Genomic DNA, 15600 nt, shown 5'->3' on the forward strand with positions numbered 1-15600 from the left:
TCGACCTCCCCGAGCGTTGACTAACGAACCTGTACGGTCGTCTTCCCGCTGATCCGTTTGGTGGAATTGAACGTGGCGACGGCTTCGTCGAGGGGCACGATGTTGCCGATATTCGTCCGCAGGCGCCCGTCCCGCACCCGCTGGACAATCTCACGCAGTTGAGAACGATCCGACTCGACAACAAAGTCGATCGGCAGACCGTTGTCGGGCCACGGGCTTCGTGCAGATTGCTTTGAGTATCAGCGTGAACGCATTCATTGCGATGGCTGCGGGTTCGATCGCCGGGTTTCTCGCGCGCCGGCCCGGATGGCTGGCGATGCAGCGCTGGATGATGAGAACCGTGTTGACGGGTCTGGCCGTTCGGATGGCGATCGAAGGGCGCCGATAGGTCGACTGAGACAATGCTCACGACCTCAGCTTGCCACCGGGGCGAGCGTGTTGGCGTCGCGGGCCAGAAGCCAGCGGCCGTCGGGTTGTTTGCGGTATAGGGTGATCCGGTGACCGGCCAGCTGCGTTGCTTCTCCGCCGACGCGCGGTGTCACAGATAACGAGTCCCGGCACAGGGTGTAGGCGACTTCGCCGACGATCACGACTTCTTCCAACTCGCTGATGCAACGGATTCGGGATTGCTGGTGCGCGGCCGAGAAGCCAACGGGGAATCCTTCCCGGCCGAGCGGTGCCTGGCCCGGAGTGAGAAACACGACATCGTCCGCCATCAGGGTGAGCAGGCGGACAAGATCGCCGGCGTTGACTGCATCAATCCAGGTCGCGTGCACCTCGCGAATCGCGCGTTCATCAGAACCCATCTGCAACCTCCGCTGGCAAAACAGTTAGGCTTGTTCGAGCCAATCCGCTATCGCGACATCGAATCCGCTTCATTGCCCGACGAAGTTTGAATGCGTTCCCTCCATTGACCCATACCGCGTCGAACTGCACAAGGGTTGCCGGGCGCATTTGACCGGCGATCTGGCCTGCAAGTTGGTCTGGTCTGGCGCCCACATCGAAGGACCAAACGATATCTCAGGAGGTCACTGCTCGTTCATCACGGAGCGTCGCTGTAAGTATCAGCGCCACGCAAGCAAGCGCCGAGGCGGTGATAAAAACGTCCTTGAGCGACCCAAACCAGCCTGCGAAGTTGCCCCCCATCACGTTGCCCAATGTCGTTCCCAGACCGAGAAAGACGTTGGCAACCCCAAACACCGTGGTTGCCGAGCGAGGGTCCATGGTCTTGCTGATATACGCGGGAATCAGTCCGTAAATCGCATAGAACGAGAGACCGAAACACACGGCGGCCGCTCGCAATTGCCATGCGTCGGAATGGAAAGCGATCAGGAGACCGGAGCCGGCGAGTGCAGTGAAAGAGAATGCGAGCGCAATCCGCACCCCTGCCTTGTCGGCCGCCATGCCCGCCGCAAATCCGCTGAACAGTCCGACCACGCCAATCGTCGACCAGACCTGCCCGATCGTTTCCAGCGAATGCCCCTGTTCATCGGCCAGAAAGCTCGACAGATAGTTTTGCCACGGCCCGCAAGCCATTCCGCTCAACGCGAGCAGGATCCAGACCGTCAGGTTGGGGCGAGTCACCAGGCGCCACCGGTCGCCCGACGCGTGGCGACTTTCGGCGCGCTTTGGCGCCTTGCGGCTGAAAACCTGTGGAGCGAAGCGGCGCAGCGCAAGCAGTCCCACGAGCGCAATGACGAGCGAGACCGACGCCGCCACAATCCATATCGAGTGCCAGCTGTATTCCGGTAAAACCCGCGACACCAGAACGCCATTCGCGAACTGCCCATAGGCCGTGCCGCTCGAAACCAGACCATTGACGCGCGACCGGTACCCGAAAGGGACTGTCCCGGAGATGGCGCCGACGCTCGGGACCATCATGAAAGCCGCCGTCGCGCCCAGTCCGGCGAGAACGAGTCCGACCGACATTACGCTCTGGACTTGCGCGAACAGGAGCAAAAGCAAGGCTGCCGCAGCGACGGCGACCACAATGACCTGCCCCTCGCCGAAGCGGGTTGCGAGACGCGGACAAACCAGCGCCGCAACGAGATACGCAGTCTGGGCCCCGCCAGTTACGATGCCAATCGCCGTATAGTCGAACCCGAGACTCTGCCGCATCACTGGCACGACCAGCGCAAAAAGATAGAGCCCAAAACCGAACACGACCGCCACGAACAGCGTGAAGACGACGGCAACGCTGATCGTGCGCGCGATCGACTGAGTGCTTGTGGAAGTCATTGCATCCGTCGCCATAATCGACCTATATCGATAAATGTCTATATAGATAGAGTACAATATAGATTGGTCCCGTCAAGGAAAATCTGAGCAATGTCGAAAATGGACAACCTCGATGAGAGCCCGCTGCAGGACGCGCTGCATGCACTCTCAAATCGCCACCGGCTGACGATCCTCATCTGGCTTACCGAGCCGGAAAAGCACTTTCCACCGCAGCGGGACGCGGACCTCGTGAAGGACGGGGTGTGTGTCAGTTTCATCACGGAGAAAACAGGCCTGAGTCAACCCACTGTCACCACGCATATGCAGGCGCTGGCAGCGGCAGACCTCGTGACTTCGAAGAAAATCAAAAACTGGGTGTACTACAAGCCCAATCGCGAGGCGATCGAGCGCTTGCTCGACGACCTGGATCGCGCGCTACGGCCCGCTTGACCGATTCGCTACCTTCACTCAGGGAGCCGCCGGACGCGTCGAGCGTTGGCTGGCGCCCGGCGGATCACGCGGGTCGTCGTTGAAGGTGCCTTTGAATGTCGACTCGTCTCGCTGGATTTCTGTAAGAAGAAATTTCTCGGCAGCAGTGGAATAGGGATGCACGTGCGTGGTTTACCCAACAGCACGGTGCGACCACGGAACGATCGAGTCGGGTCCGGTCGTCAACGAACAACTTCCACGAAGCCTGCAAATGAGCCGAACGATAATTCAGCCTCTCTGGGTCCGCACGACACACTGGATCAATGCCGTGGCGGTCGTGCTGATGGTGACAAGCGGCTGGCAGATATACGACGCCTCGCCTGTCTTCGCGCGACTGAAATTTCCCGCAAGCATGACCTTGGGCGGCTGGCTGGGTGGCGCCTTGCAGTGGCACTTCGCAATCATGTGGCTGCTGGTCGCGAACTATCTTGCATACCTGTCCCTGAACGTGCTTTCAAAGCGTCTGTGGCGGAAGCTTCTACCGATTCGTTTCAGTGCCGTAGCCCGGGAGCTTGCCGCCGCGATGCGCGGCAAGCTGGGGCACGAGGATCTTGCGCGCTACAACGCTGTTCAAAAGCTGGCGTATGTGGTGACGATCGTGGACATCGCGATCGTGATCCTTTCGGGGTTGGCGGTCTGGAAATCGGTTCAGTTGCCTCTGTTGCGAACGCTGATGGGGGGATACGACAACGCGCGTGTTGTCCATTTTTTCTCGATGAGCATTCTCGTCGCGTTTTTCGTCGTGCACGTCGTCATGGTCGCATTCGTGCCGCGCTCACTGCTCCTGATGATACGCGGACGGTAAACGATGATGCGCCCACGCAAAAAACAAGCCAATGCGTTTCTCGTCTCGAACGCCGATTCGATCATCAAGGACGTGCGCAGTGAATTGAAGAGTCCCGCGCGCAGACTGCTCGGCAAACAGATACTCACGCTCGGCGGCATTGCTATGCTCTCGGGCTGCGATCTCTCGAACGACAAGTCGGTGAATACCGCGCTGCGCAAGATGTCGTTCTTCAACGACCGCGTGCAGGCGCTGCTGTTCGATCCAGACAAGATGGCGCCGACGTATCCGGAGTCGATGATCACGCGGCCTTTTCCCTTCAACGCGTTCTACGACATCGACGACGTGCCGGAAGTCGACGCCGCGACTTATCGGCTGCAGGTGGGGGGACTCGCGAATGGCAAGCGCATATGGACGCTCGACGAACTTCGAGCGCTGCCACAGGAAAGCCAGATCACGCGCCATATCTGCATCGAGGGTTGGAGCGCCATTGGCCATTGGGGCGGGGTGCGTTTCTCCGACTTTCTCCGCCGTGCGGGCGCGGACACAACAGCGAAGTACGTCGCGCTCCATTGCGCCGATAACTATTGGACCAGTATTGATATGCCGACAGCCCTGCACGCGCAAACGCTGCTTACGCTGACCTACGACGGCGATGTGCTGCCGCCCAAATACGGCTTCCCGATGAAGCTGCGCATGCCGACCAAACTCGGCTACAAGAATCCGAAGCATATCGTCGCAATCACGCTGACGAACGAGTATCCCGGTGGTTATTGGGAGAACCAGGGCTATAACTGGTTCGGCGGTTCCTGAAGTGCAATTGATTCCTTCCTCAACGCATATCCGCTATATGGAGCATTCATGACCATTCGACTGAAAGCTGGAGCGGCCATTGCCGCAATGGCGATAGCCGGCAGCGTGCTGGCGCAGACTGCTGACACCAGGCCGGTACGTATTCGCGGCAGTATCGTTTCTCTCGACGGCGATGTGCTCAAGGTCCATCGACGCAGTGGCGACACGGTCTCAATCGCCCTCGAGACAAACGTTCCAGTGTCGTCCGTCAAAGCGATGCAACTGTCCGACATCAAGCCGGGTACGTTCGTCGGCACGGCCGCGACGACGGGCACTGATGGCAAGCTGACGGCGACCGAAGTCGTCGTCTTTCCCGAAGCCGCACGCGGCACGGGGGAGGGTCACTACGCGTGGGACCTCGGGCCGAACAGCACGATGACCAATGCGAATGTTGATACCGTCGTGCAGGGCACGGAAGGTCGCAATCTGAAGCTGTCGTACAAGGGCGGCAGCAATGAAATTACGGTGCCTCCGAATGTCCCGATCGTCACCTTCATGCCGGCTGCGCGCTCCGATCTGGCGCCAGGCAAGCAAGTCTTCGTGGTTGCGAAACCGGCGCCACAGGGTACCTATGCCGCGCAGCGCCTGGTGGTCGAAAAGAACGGGGTCGTCCCGCCAATGTAAGAGAAAGCGTGCGGATTTCCCGGAAGTTCTCGGGCAATCACGATCCACGCGCCGGACCGGGGTGCGGACCCCATTCCGGTCCGGCGCAACGCCATCTGACACGAGGGGTCAGCATACAAAGGTGGGTCGCTGCCGGGAGCAGTGTCACAAGGCAACGCTGCGGATCACGCGGAGAGCCCGGCGACGTGCTGCGCATTACCGCCTGCCGCGCTCAGTAACCACCGCCTGAGGAATTGGTCGAGGTGCTTGACGCGCCATTGCCGCCTTGATTCATATCGCCGCTCGCGGCTACGGATCCAGAAACCGCGGCCAATCCGAGGCAAACGAGACATGCAAGAACCATCCGAAGCCGCTTCATGATGATTTCCTCCTGGGGAAGTTCGCTGGAAGTCGCGCTGAGGGGTATCCAGCGAGGCATTGGCCGCGCAATGGCCGACGACGCCGAACGTCGCATGCGGCGCGGACGCGTCACGCGGCTCATCGCGAACGCAGGCACCTACATAGCTATAAACGCGGCGCACCGACGCCTTATTCCTCGTGCGCAACAATGATGCCCGTTTGGTCGAAGCGCCGCGCCAAAGCGGATATATTGCCGCCGTCGGCGCATGGCTCTTTTTTGCCGCCTTTCGAGCTTCTTCTGACTCACAGGGTGATCTACGGCGCCACGACAAGTGCCGTATGCATCCCCGCTGCATAGTGTCCCGGCTTGTTGCAGATCAGCGCGTAGTGGCCGGGCGCGAGCTTGAACGACACGCGCTTGCTCTTGCCCGGTGAGATGGCATGAACGTTTTCTGCAGCGCGATACGTGCCGTAAACGTGCGTGGCGGGAGACCTATTCCAGCAGCCCGTCGTCACATCGCGCTCTTTGCCATACACGTCGCCGCGGTCGCGATGCCCTGCAAGGCCTGGGTCATGACGGGACTCGGCGGGTGAAACGGTAGTGTGATGGTTCAAGGATCCGCGCGTTCCTGCACAAATTCGGCATGGATCCTCAAGTGCACCTCGTCCCCGACAGCGCGCGACCACTTCGACAGTCCGAACGCCGCCCGGCTGAAGCGGCCGTCGGCGAAAAAAACCAGCGTTCGGCGGGCGCCCGGTGGATCGCGCGGGTCTTCGTCGAACGCCACGGCGAGCGTGACCGGACACGTCGTCGTGCGGATCGTCAGATCGCCCGTCAAGAGGCCGGTCAATGTACCGGTTCGGACAAAGCGGGTGCTCACGAAGCGAATGGCCGGAAAATGCGCTACGTCCAGCATGTCGCCGCCTGCGACGAATCCGGCGACAAACGGGGTATTCGATTCGAGGCTTGTCGCGTCGATCGTCACCATGACGCGGCCGACGGCAAAGCCCTGGAATCCTTCAAGCTGGGCACCTATGCGGCTGAAGCGCATCGTGAGGTTCGCGTGCCAGACGTTCGCGACATCGAACGTGACACCCGAGCGGCCTGGATCGAGTCGATACTGTGCCAGCGGCGCGGACGTGTCGATCGAGTCGGCACGGACCCCGGCGACTGCGCAGGCAGCGCAGACGCCGAACATCACGATCGCGCCAACGCGCGCTTTGAGACGATGCATGGCCGCGCCTCGTCGACGGATGGGGCTGCGATAGGGCACGCTTCTACCTCCACGGTTCGGGATGCCCGCCAGGCTCGTTGCAGACGTCGACAGCGATCTTGCGCAATTGACCCTCCGCCATCCGCCCGGAAAGCGCGTAGCCCATGTGGTCGCGTCACACTCAAAGAGTTGGTTCTTTCGGAAATGCACTGTCATGCCTGGGCGCCGCTCATCTGATACAGGAAAGTTATCTTTTTCTGCGAGCGTGTCGTCGTTATGATGCGTGCCATCGCACGTGCTCCGGATCGCGAAGCACGGACGTCACGCCAGCAGGTTTTATTTTTTGATCGAACTCAGGCGTGGTCAAATTCAACCTCATGACAACATTCTTGAATCGCGAGATCAAGGACAGCGCGCGCGGTAGGAGCAATGCAATGCGGGGAAAGGCAGATTGGGAAGATGCGGCGCGAGACGCGATCGACGATATCGGCGAGCGGCCGCTGCGCTATCTGGCCGAAATTGCGGCTGCGGGCGGCGTGCGCATGGCCGCGGAGGCTTTGGGTATCAACGCCTCGGTCATCAGCCGGCAGGTGGCGGCGCTGGAGCGGCGGCTGCGCTTTCCGTTGATCGAGCGGCGCGGGCGCAGCGTGGCCGTGACCGAGATCGGTCAGGTGCTCGTGGACCATTATCGCGACGGGCAGCGGCGCCAGCGCGATCTGGCCGCGCGTCTGGAGGAGTATCGGCACCTGCGGCGCGGCCGCGTGGCGCTGGGTGTGGGCGAGGGCTTCATCGGCAATCTGATCGCGCGGGCGCTGCAGCGCTTTTCGATGACGTACCCGGACATTCTCGTGGAGATCCGCTCGGGACCGACGCCGGTCGTGCTGTCGCTCGTGCGCGACGACGTCGTCGACATCGGCCTGTGCACGCGTACCTCCGACGACCCTGCCATGCGCATTCATCCCTTCGCGTCGCGGCCGCTCTGTGCGCTCGTCGCGCCCTCGCACCGCTTTGCGAAACTGCAGAAGGTGGCGCCCGCCGAACTCGCCAGCGAGCGCCTGATCTTCATGACCGAGTCGTTCGGTGTGCAGCACTTCGTGCAGTCGCTGTTCGAAGACGCGCGTCTGAACGTGATGCCGGCGTATCGCGTGGACCTGTTCAACACGGCGCAGACGCTCGCAGCCGCCGGGCTGGGCGTGGCGTTCATGTCGTCGATCACGGCGCGCCGCGGCATCGATCTGGGCGAGCTGGTGGCCGTGCCGATCGATCATCCGATCGCGGCGGGCTTTTCGAGCCAGATGGTCACGCGCGTGGGCCGCAGGCTCTCGCCCGCCGCCGATCACCTGAGGAAGCAGTTGGCGCAGAGTTTTCTGGAGTCGGCGGCGAAGTAGTCGAAAGACGTTGCGCGCGCAACGAATCAGTTGCCGGCGTCCTGCACCGAAGGCGTGTCCCCGATCCGCAACACCGCATCGCGTTTGGCGAGCAAATGCTGCCGCAGTATCGCGGCCAGCCGCTTGCCGTCGCGCGCGTCGAGCGCCTCCAGCATTTCGCCGTGCTCCTGAATCGCGCGGTCCCACTTCGGGGTCTCGAAGTTCGAGCGAAACCGCAGCGCCTGCAAACGGCGATTCACCGCGATATACGTTTGCCGCAGCGCCGAATTGCGCGCCGCTTCGTTGATCTTGTCGTGAATCGCCTGATTGCGGCTGTAATAGCCGGCCAGATCGTTCTGCGCGCGGCAGGCGAGCATGGCGTAGTGCAACGCCTTGATCTCGGCGATCTCAGCCGAGGTGATCCGCTCGCAGGCCAGTTCGCCTGAAAACGCTTCGAGCCCGCTCATGAGTTCGAAGGTCTCGCGCAACTCCGCCTCCGACATTTTCGAGACCGAGGCGCCGCGATTCGGCGAAATCTCGATCAGCCCTTCGGACGCGAGCACCTTCAGCGCCTCGCGCAGCGGCGTGCGCGAAATGCCCAGGGTTTCGCATAGCTCGCGCTCGTTGAGCTTGCGCCCGGCCTCGAGCACGCCTTCCACGATGAACCGTCGCAGATGGTCGACGACGGTGTCATGGAGTTGCTGGCGCGGAATGGGCGGCAGTTCCGGGCTGATCGCAGAGGAGTTCAGGTTCGGGTTTTGCATGCAAAAGGCATTTCCATCGATTTCCAGCGAATTCTAGCCCAAGGACGGGACCCCAAAGAAGCAACGCGTGATTGGGGTAAACCACGTCAGAATTGTCTGTCTATACGTGAGCTGACTGGATTATAGTTTTTTGAATGCAAAATTCAAAACAGGAGCGATTGTATGTTGAAGCTCGATTTCCATCCCGCTGGTCGCCATTTCCTGCAGATTCCGGGGCCGAGCCCGGTGCCCGATCGCATCCTGCACGCGATGAGCTATCCGACCATCGACCATCGCGGCCCCGAGTTCGGCGTGCTCGGACTCAAGGTGCTCGATGGCATCAAGAAGATCTTCAAGACGCAGCAGCCGGTGGTGATCTATCCGGCCTCCGGCACCGGCGCGTGGGAAGCCGCGCTCGCCAATACGTTGAGCCCCGGCGACACGGTGCTGATGTATGAAACGGGCCATTTCGCGGCGTTATGGAAGCAGATGGCCGAACGCCTCGGCCTGAAGCCGGAATTTCTCGGCCTGCCGGGCATCGAGGGCTGGCGGCGCGGCGTGCAGGCCGACATGATCGAAAAACGGCTGCGCGAGGACGCGCAGCACGCCATCAAGGCGGTGTGCGTGGTGCACAACGAGACCTCGACTGGCGTGACCTCGGACATCGCCGCGGTGCGCCGCGCGATCGACGCCGCGGGCCACCCGGCACTGCTGCTCGTCGACACGATTTCGGGTCTCGCGAGCGCGGACTATCGCCATGACGAATGGGGCGTGGACGTGACCGTCTCCGGCTCGCAGAAGGGTCTCATGCTGCCGCCGGGTATCAGTTTCAACGCCGTTTCGGCGAAGGCGCTGGCCGCGAGCGAGCATGCGAAGCTGCCGCGCAGCTTCTGGGGCTGGGCCGAGATCATCGAGATGAACAAGAGCGGGTACTGGCCGTACACGCCCAACACGAACCTGCTCTACGGCCTGTCCGAAGCGCTCGACATGCTGCAGGACGAAGGGCTCGACAACGTGTTCGCGCGCCATCAGCGGCTGGGCGAGGCGTGCCGGCGCGCCGTGCGCGCGTGGGGCCTCGAGATCCAGTGCGTCGATCCCGCCGTCTACAGTCCCGTGCTCACGGGCGTGATGATGCCCGAAGGTGTCGATGCGGACGCCGTGCGCAAGCTCATCTACGAGCGCTTCGATCTTTCGCTCGGCACGGGCCTCGGCAAGGTCAAGGGGCGCATGTTCCGTATCGGGCATCTGGGCGACTGCAACGATCTCACGCTGCTGGCGGCCCTGGCCGGCTGCGAGATGGGCCTGCGCATTGCGGGCGTGCCCTTGAAGGACAGCGGCTTGCCCGCCGCAATGGAATATCTCGCGGCGCAACCCAACGTGGTGTCGCTGAAAGCCGCTTGACGAGGCGCGTTTGCCCATGCCGCGCACGGGGCGCGGCATGCCAGGCCGATTCCGGGTGATGCAGGGTCGTTCCCATGCCGGACGCCACTTCGAGAAGGGCGATGCGGCCGATAGAACCAGCAACGGAGACTGACGATGAAACGGTTTCGATTGACGAGCGCGAGCAGCATCGTGCTGATCATGCTCTGCATCATGTACTTCATCACCTACCTCGACCGGGTGAACGTGAGCACGGCGGCGGCGGGCTTCGGCAAGGAGTTCCAGCTCTCGCATACCGAAGTGGGGCTGGTCTTTTCGGCGTTTGCGTATCCGTATCTGCTGTTTCAGATCATTGGCGGCTGGGTGAGCGACCGCTTCGGCGCGCGCCGCACGCTGCTTTTCTGCGGCGCGCTGTGGGGCGTGGCCACGATTCTCACGGGCATGGCGGGCGGCCTCGCCACGCTGCTCGCCGCGCGCCTGTTGCTCGGCTTCGGCGAGGGCGCGACGTTTCCCGCCTCGACCTCGGCCATGTCGCGCTGGGTCGCGAAAGAGCGGCGCGGCTTCGCGCAGGGCATCACGCACTCCGCGTCGCGCATCGGCAATGCGGTGGCGCCCGCGGTGGTCGTGCTGGTGATGGCGCGCTACGGCTGGCGCGAATCGTTCTACGTGTGCGGCGCGCTCAGCCTGCTGTGGGTGGTGGTGTGGGCGTTCACGTTCACCGAACATCCGAAGGATCACCCGCGCATCACCGAGGCCGAACTCGCGATCCTGCCGCCGCCCAAGCCGCGCGTGACCGGCCTGCCGTGGATGGCGCTCTTCAAGCGCATGATTCCGGTGACGATCGTCTACTTCTGCTACGGCTGGACGCTGTGGCTGTTCCTTAGCTGGATTCCGCAATACTTCCTGCACAACTATCACCTGCAGTTGGGCAAGTCGGCGATCTTCGCCTCGGTGGTGTTCCTCGCGGGCGTGGTGGGCGACACGCTCGGCGGCCTCGTGACCGACTGGCTCTTTCAGCGCACGGGCAACCTCAAGCGCGCGCGCAGCTGGATGGTCTCCGTCTGCATGCTGATCACGCTGATCGTGCTCGTGCCGCTGATGTTCGTGCACGATCCCGTCATTTCCATGGCGTGCCTCGCGGCGGGTTTCTTCTTCGCCGAAATGACGATCGGGCCGATGTGGGCGATTCCCATGGATATCGCCCCGGAGTTCTCGGGTACGGCGAGCGGCATGATGAACACGGGCTCGGCGCTGGCCGCGATCATCTCGCCCGTGGTCGGCGGCTTTTTGATCGACCGCTTCGGCAACTGGGACCTGCCGTTCGTGGGCAGCATGGTGCTGATGGGGTGTGGCGTGATTCTCGCGTTCCGCATGCAGCCGGAGAGCCGCTTCGAGCTGGGCAAGAAGGCTGAGGAACCCGCGGGTTCTCATCAAGGAGTGTGAACGGCGATGAAAGGCGCACGCACCTCGGGCATGCTGGTCAAACCGGTTCATCTCGTTCCCTCGAGCGCGGGCCACGGCTCGCCGCTCGCGCGGCGCCTGCGTGAAGCGCTGCGCGGCGACGTGTTGTTCGACGCCGCGAGCCGCGGCCGTTACGCGACCGACGCCTCGATCTATCAGATCATGCCCATCGGCGTAGTCGTACCGCGCGATCAGGACGATTTGCGCGCCGCGCTGGAAGTGGCGCGCCTCGCGCACGCTCCCGTGCTGGCGCGCGGCGCGGGTACGAGCCAGTGCGGGCAGACGGTGGGCGAAGCGCTCGTGATCGACACGTCGAAGTGGCTCAACAACGTCGTCGATTTCGACGCCGATGCGCGCACGGTAACGGTCGAGCCGGGCGTCGTGCTCGATCATCTGAACGCGTGGCTCAAGCCGCACGGGTTGTGGTTTTCCGTGGATGTTTCGACGGCCGCGCAGTGCACGATCGGCGGCATGGTGGGCAACAACTCATGTGGCTCGCGTTCGATCGAATACGGCAACATGGTGCACAACGTGCTCGGCATCGACGCCATTCTCGCGGACGGCACCGAAGCGCGCTTCCAGTCGCTGAACCTGCCGCACGAAGGCGCGCGGCTGGCGGGGCTGCTCGAAGGCGTGCAGCGCATCGCCACGCGCGAGCGCGGCGAGATCGCCGAACGCATGCCGAAGGTGCTGCGCCGCGTGGCCGGCTACAACATCGACCTGTTCGATTGCCAGAACCCGCTCGCGTATACCGACGACGGCGTGGCGAATCTCGCGCATCTGCTCGTGGGCTCCGAAGGCACGCTCGCGTTCAGCCAGCAGATCACGCTGAAGCTCGCGCCGCTGCCCGCGCACAAAACGCTGGGCGTGGTGAGCTTTCCTACGTTCTGGCAGGCGATGGACTCGGCGCAGCACATCGTCAAGCTCAAGCCGACTGCGGTCGAACTGGTCGATCGCACGATGATCGAACTCGCGCTCGGCAATCCGGGCTTCAAGCCGGTGATCGAAAAGGCGCTGGTGGGCAGGCCCGATGCGATCCTGCTGGTCGAGTTCGCGGGCGACGAACGCGACGCCCAACTGCGCCGCCTCGATGAACTGGTCGAGCTGATGGGCGACCACGGTCTGCCGGACTCGGTCGTGAAGATGACCGATGCAAACGAGCAAAAGGCGCTGTGGGAAGTGCGCAAGGCGGGCCTGAACATCATGATGAGCATGAAGGGCGACGGCAAGCCCGTCTCGTTCATCGAGGACTGCGCGGTGCCGCTCGAACATCTCGCGGAGTACACGAGCCGCCTGACCGAGATCTTTCATCAGCACGGTACCGAAGGCACGTGGTACGCGCACGCGAGCGTCGGCACGCTGCATGTGCGGCCGATACTCGACATGCGCCGCGACGGCGCGGCCAAAATGCGCGCGATAGGGGAGCAGGCTGCGGAGCTGGTGCGCGAGTACAAGGGCGCGTTTTCGGGCGAGCATGGTGACGGTTTGTGCCGCGGCGAATGGATTGCCTGGCAGTACGGACCGAAGATCAACCAGGCGTTCATGGAAATCAAGCAGCTGTTCGACCCGGAGAACCGCTTCAATCCCGACAAGATCGTGCGGCCGCCGAAGATGGACGACGCGAAGCTGTTCCGCTTCGCGCCGGGCTATCGCGAGCGCCAGATGCGCCCGCTGCTCGACTGGTCGGCATGGGACGTTGGCCGCGATCCGCTGACGGGTGCGGAAACGCCGCCCGGCAGCGGCGACGACCTGACGGGCGGCCTCGCGAAAGCCGTGGAGATGTGCAACAACAACGGCCACTGCCGCAAGTTCGACGCGGGCACGATGTGCCCGAGCTACCGCGTGACGAAAGACGAGAAGCACGTGACGCGCGGTCGCGCGAACACGTTGCGGCTCGCGATCTCAGGGCAGTTGGGCGAGGACGGACTCGCGAGCGACGACGTCAAGGACACGCTCGACCTGTGCGTCTCGTGCAAGGGCTGCAAGCGCGACTGTCCGACCGGCGTGGACATGGCGAAGCTGAAGATCGAGGCGCGCGCGGCCTGGAACACGAAGCACGGCCTCAAGCTGCGCGAGAAGACGATTGCGTATTTACCGCGCTATGCGCGACGCGTGGCGCAAGCGGGCGGCCTTGCGGCGGCGGGCGAGCGCATTCCGCTGGTCTCCGCGTGGGCGAAGCGCGTGCTCGGCATCGCGCCGCAACGCTCGCTGCCGCAGTTCCGGCCTTCGTTCCTTGCTGAGGTCGCGGCCGCAAAGCCCGACGCAGCAGCGGCAACGAAGGAAGTGGTGCTGTTCGTCGACACCTTCAACGACAACTTCGAGCCCGAAAACGCCCGCGCCGCGAAACGCGTGCTCGAAGCGGCCGGCTATTTCGTGCACTTCAACGTGCGCGGCGAAGAGCGCCCGCTCTGCTGCGGCCGCACGTTCCTCGCTGCGGGGCTGGTGGACGAGGCGAAGCACGAGGCGCGGCGCCTGCTCGATACCCTCATGCCGTTCGTGGCGCGCGGCGTGTCGATCGTCGGGCTCGAACCTTCGTGCCTGCTCTCGATGCGCGACGAATTCCTGCAATACGGCTACGGCGACGAAGCGCGCGAGCTGTCGGCCGCGGCGTTCCTGTTCGAGGAATTCCTCGTGCGCGAAAAGGGCGCGGGCCGCTTCGATCTGACCTTGCACGAACTCGACGCGCCGCGCGCGTGGGTGCACGGCCACTGCCACCAGAAAGCGTTCGATGCCTTCCGGCCCGTGCTCACGGTGCTAGGCTGGATTCCGGGCCTCGAGGTCAAGCCGATCGAATCGTCATGCTGCGGGATGGCGGGCAGCTTCGGCTACGAAGCGGAGCACTACGAAGCTTCGCTGGCGATGGCCGAGCTGGCGCTGTTGCCCGCCGTGCGCAAGGTGGATCGCGCCGATCTCGTCGTGGCGGACGGCACGAGCTGCCGCCACCAGATCCACGACGGCGCAAACGCCACGGCGCTGCACGTGGCGCGGGTGCTGGAAATGGCGATGCGCTAGGTCGCCAGCGTGCTCGCGCCCTGGCGCGCGCGCACGGCATCCACGGCGTGCAGCATCTTGCCGAAGAACGCATCGGCGAATTGTGAATCGAGCCAGCGCACGATCAGCGCGATCCTGCGCTCGGGCTCGATCCACATGAACGAACTGCCCGCGCCGACGCCGAACCAGCTCGACTCCGGCACGCCCGGAAACATGCGCCGCCCCGTGTTGAGCCAGACCAGCGAACCGTAAAACGGCGCGAGCGGACAGGGCGTGCGCATGCGCGCGATCCATTCGCTCGAAAGCACGCGGCGGCCCGCGGCGACGCCATCGTCGAGCAGCATTTGTGCGACCTTCAACTGATCGTTGGCGCTCACCGACATGCCGCCGCCCCAATGCGAGCCGCCCGGCACCGACTGCACGCGTCGGCCGCCCAGGTCGATCCACGCGTCGTCGTAGCCGACCCATTGCCAGTTCTCGCTCGCGCCGACGGGTCGCATGATCGTCTCGCGAAAGACTTCGGGTAACGAACGACCGAACAGGCGTAGGAGCGCGAACGAAAGCTGGTTGATGCGCACGTCGTTGTATTCCCAATACGTGCCTGGCGCGCGCAACGGGCGCAAGTCGCCCTTTTTCCCATCGGGCGGCTCGCCGAACGTGACGGCGCGATAGTGATCGGCCTGATCGGAGAGGCCGAAGCACGTGCCTTGCCATTCGCTCGTCTGTTGCAGCAGATGCGTCCACGTGACCTGGGCGTTGTGGGCATCATCGAAGCCGATGCCGGGCACGCGCACGTGGACGGGCTCGTCGGGATCGGGCAGCAGGCCGCGGTCGTGCGCCACGCCCGCAAGCAGCGCCAGATACGTCTTCGCGATGCTGAAGGTCAGATCGGGCCGATCGGGCGCGCCCCATTGCGCGAGTGGCTGTCCATTCACGGCGATGGCGCCGGACACGGGGCCGCGGTCGTGAATGGGGCCCAGCAAGCGGTTCCACGGTGGCGGGTCGTTCACGTGCACGCCGAAGTTGCCATCGGCATTGCGGTCCCATGCCGATTCGTGATCGACGGAAAACTGGATGGCGTCCTGAACTTCCTGCGGCAAATCGTGTTGCATACGTGCGTGTTTCCTGTTGGTGTTCTT

At 63.3% G+C, this 15600-nt stretch carries 13 protein-coding genes and 3 pseudogenes; 9 read left to right on the top strand and 7 right to left on the bottom strand.

The genetic code is table 11. From position 1 onward, the window contains the following. Window positions 1-208 precede the first annotated feature (208 nt). Window positions 209-388 (top strand): annotated as a pseudogene (locus tag AB4Y42_RS24180) (LysE family translocator); the annotation flags it as partial. Between the two features lie 25 nt (window positions 389-413). Here the strand turns inward: AB4Y42_RS24180 and AB4Y42_RS24185 are convergent. Together AB4Y42_RS24185 and AB4Y42_RS24190 are read right to left on the bottom strand one after the other, a co-directional pair. Beyond that, complete coding sequence (locus AB4Y42_RS24185; protein ID WP_368695568.1) at window positions 414-806, bottom strand: SgcJ/EcaC family oxidoreductase; 393 nt, start codon at window positions 804-806, stop codon at window positions 414-416. A 214-nt stretch (window positions 807-1020) separates the two neighbouring features. Then, on the bottom strand, window positions 1021-2238 hold the full coding sequence (locus AB4Y42_RS24190; protein ID WP_368695569.1) for an MFS transporter: 1218 nt from the start codon (window positions 2236-2238) through the stop codon (window positions 1021-1023). 90 nt (window positions 2239-2328) lie between these two features. On the opposite strand from AB4Y42_RS24190, the gene AB4Y42_RS24195 reads away from it, so the two are divergent. The 4 genes from AB4Y42_RS24195 (at window position 2329) to AB4Y42_RS24210 (ending at window position 4966) form a co-directional block, all read left to right on the top strand. Then, the gene (locus tag AB4Y42_RS24195) at window positions 2329-2667 is read left to right on the top strand and encodes an ArsR/SmtB family transcription factor (RefSeq protein ID WP_368690687.1); all 339 of its coding nucleotides are present in this window, start codon (window positions 2329-2331) and stop codon (window positions 2665-2667) included. Window positions 2668-2917: 250 nt separating this feature from the next. Then, a complete protein-coding gene (locus AB4Y42_RS24200) occupies window positions 2918-3511 on the top strand; it encodes a cytochrome b/b6 domain-containing protein (RefSeq protein WP_368695570.1) in 594 nt (197 codons plus the stop codon). A 3-nt stretch (window positions 3512-3514) separates the two neighbouring features. Further along, on the top strand, window positions 3515-4303 hold the full coding sequence (locus AB4Y42_RS24205) for a molybdopterin-dependent oxidoreductase (protein WP_368690688.1): 789 nt from the start codon (window positions 3515-3517) through the stop codon (window positions 4301-4303). Between the two features lie 48 nt (window positions 4304-4351). Continuing rightward, window positions 4352-4966, top strand: a complete 615-nt coding sequence (locus tag AB4Y42_RS24210; RefSeq protein WP_368695571.1) for a hypothetical protein — start codon at window positions 4352-4354, stop codon at window positions 4964-4966. Between the two features lie 654 nt (window positions 4967-5620). Here AB4Y42_RS24210 and AB4Y42_RS24215 read toward each other — a convergent pair. The 3 genes and pseudogenes from AB4Y42_RS24215 to AB4Y42_RS24225 all read right to left on the bottom strand — a co-directional run. After that, window positions 5621-5743: pseudogene (locus AB4Y42_RS24215) on the bottom strand (plastocyanin/azurin family copper-binding protein); the annotation flags it as partial. A 173-nt stretch (window positions 5744-5916) separates the two neighbouring features. Next, window positions 5917-6579, bottom strand: coding sequence for a YceI family protein (locus tag AB4Y42_RS24220; RefSeq protein WP_368695572.1), 663 nt, complete (start codon window positions 6577-6579; stop codon window positions 5917-5919). A gap of 4 nt (window positions 6580-6583) precedes the next feature. Further along, window positions 6584-6691, bottom strand: a pseudogene (locus tag AB4Y42_RS24225) (anti-sigma factor); the annotation flags it as partial. A gap of 262 nt (window positions 6692-6953) precedes the next feature. Here AB4Y42_RS24225 and AB4Y42_RS24230 point away from each other — a divergent pair. After that, window positions 6954-7907, top strand: a complete 954-nt coding sequence (locus AB4Y42_RS24230; protein ID WP_368690691.1) for a LysR family transcriptional regulator — start codon at window positions 6954-6956, stop codon at window positions 7905-7907. 26 nt (window positions 7908-7933) lie between these two features. Here the strand turns inward: AB4Y42_RS24230 and AB4Y42_RS24235 are convergent, their stop codons facing one another. Next, window positions 7934-8650, bottom strand: a complete 717-nt coding sequence (locus tag AB4Y42_RS24235) for a GntR family transcriptional regulator (RefSeq protein WP_368690692.1) — start codon at window positions 8648-8650, stop codon at window positions 7934-7936. Window positions 8651-8812: 162 nt separating this feature from the next. Between AB4Y42_RS24235 and AB4Y42_RS24240 the strand changes: the two genes are divergently transcribed. The 3 genes from AB4Y42_RS24240 to AB4Y42_RS24250 all read left to right on the top strand — a co-directional run bounded on the left by AB4Y42_RS24240 (window position 8813) and on the right by AB4Y42_RS24250 (window position 14482). After that, window positions 8813-10030: an alanine--glyoxylate aminotransferase family protein gene (locus tag AB4Y42_RS24240; protein ID WP_368695573.1), complete on the top strand. Its 1218-nt coding sequence runs from the start codon at window positions 8813-8815 to the stop codon at window positions 10028-10030. 135 nt (window positions 10031-10165) lie between these two features. Beyond that, the gene (locus AB4Y42_RS24245) at window positions 10166-11452 is read left to right on the top strand and encodes an MFS transporter (protein ID WP_368695574.1); all 1287 of its coding nucleotides are present in this window, start codon (window positions 10166-10168) and stop codon (window positions 11450-11452) included. Window positions 11453-11458: 6 nt separating this feature from the next. Further along, entirely contained in the window at window positions 11459-14482 is a 3024-nt protein-coding gene (locus AB4Y42_RS24250; protein ID WP_368695575.1) for an FAD-binding and (Fe-S)-binding domain-containing protein, read from the top strand. Here the strand turns inward: AB4Y42_RS24250 and AB4Y42_RS24255 are convergent. Further along, window positions 14479-15573, bottom strand: coding sequence for a serine hydrolase domain-containing protein (locus AB4Y42_RS24255; protein WP_368690696.1), 1095 nt, complete (start codon window positions 15571-15573; stop codon window positions 14479-14481). The two genes, AB4Y42_RS24250 and AB4Y42_RS24255, sit on opposite strands and share 4 nt — an antisense overlap. Between the last annotated feature and the right edge of the window lie 27 nt (window positions 15574-15600).

Source organism: Paraburkholderia sp. EG286B, assembly GCF_040965655.1.
In the GTDB taxonomy this organism is placed as follows: domain Bacteria; phylum Pseudomonadota; class Gammaproteobacteria; order Burkholderiales; family Burkholderiaceae; genus Paraburkholderia.

Excerpts from the sequence above, each read along its gene's own strand:
- AB4Y42_RS24185 (WP_368695568.1), bottom strand. The coding sequence starts at position 806 with ATGGGTTCTGATGAACGCGCGATTCGCGAGGTGCACGCGACCTGGATT.
- AB4Y42_RS24190 (WP_368695569.1), bottom strand. The coding sequence starts at position 2,238 with ATGACTTCCACAAGCACTCAGTCGATCGCGCGCACGATCAGCGTTGCC.
- AB4Y42_RS24195 (WP_368690687.1), top strand. The coding sequence starts at position 2,329 with ATGTCGAAAATGGACAACCTCGATGAGAGCCCGCTGCAGGACGCGCTG.
- AB4Y42_RS24200 (WP_368695570.1), top strand. The coding sequence starts at position 2,918 with ATGAGCCGAACGATAATTCAGCCTCTCTGGGTCCGCACGACACACTGG.
- AB4Y42_RS24205 (WP_368690688.1), top strand. The coding sequence starts at position 3,515 with ATGATGCGCCCACGCAAAAAACAAGCCAATGCGTTTCTCGTCTCGAAC.
- AB4Y42_RS24210 (WP_368695571.1), top strand. The coding sequence starts at position 4,352 with ATGACCATTCGACTGAAAGCTGGAGCGGCCATTGCCGCAATGGCGATA.
- AB4Y42_RS24230 (WP_368690691.1), top strand. The coding sequence starts at position 6,954 with ATGCGGGGAAAGGCAGATTGGGAAGATGCGGCGCGAGACGCGATCGAC.
- AB4Y42_RS24235 (WP_368690692.1), bottom strand. The coding sequence starts at position 8,650 with ATGCAAAACCCGAACCTGAACTCCTCTGCGATCAGCCCGGAACTGCCG.
- AB4Y42_RS24240 (WP_368695573.1), top strand. The coding sequence starts at position 8,813 with ATGTTGAAGCTCGATTTCCATCCCGCTGGTCGCCATTTCCTGCAGATT.
- AB4Y42_RS24245 (WP_368695574.1), top strand. The coding sequence starts at position 10,166 with ATGAAACGGTTTCGATTGACGAGCGCGAGCAGCATCGTGCTGATCATG.
- AB4Y42_RS24250 (WP_368695575.1), top strand. The coding sequence starts at position 11,459 with ATGAAAGGCGCACGCACCTCGGGCATGCTGGTCAAACCGGTTCATCTC.
- AB4Y42_RS24255 (WP_368690696.1), bottom strand. The coding sequence starts at position 15,573 with ATGCAACACGATTTGCCGCAGGAAGTTCAGGACGCCATCCAGTTTTCC.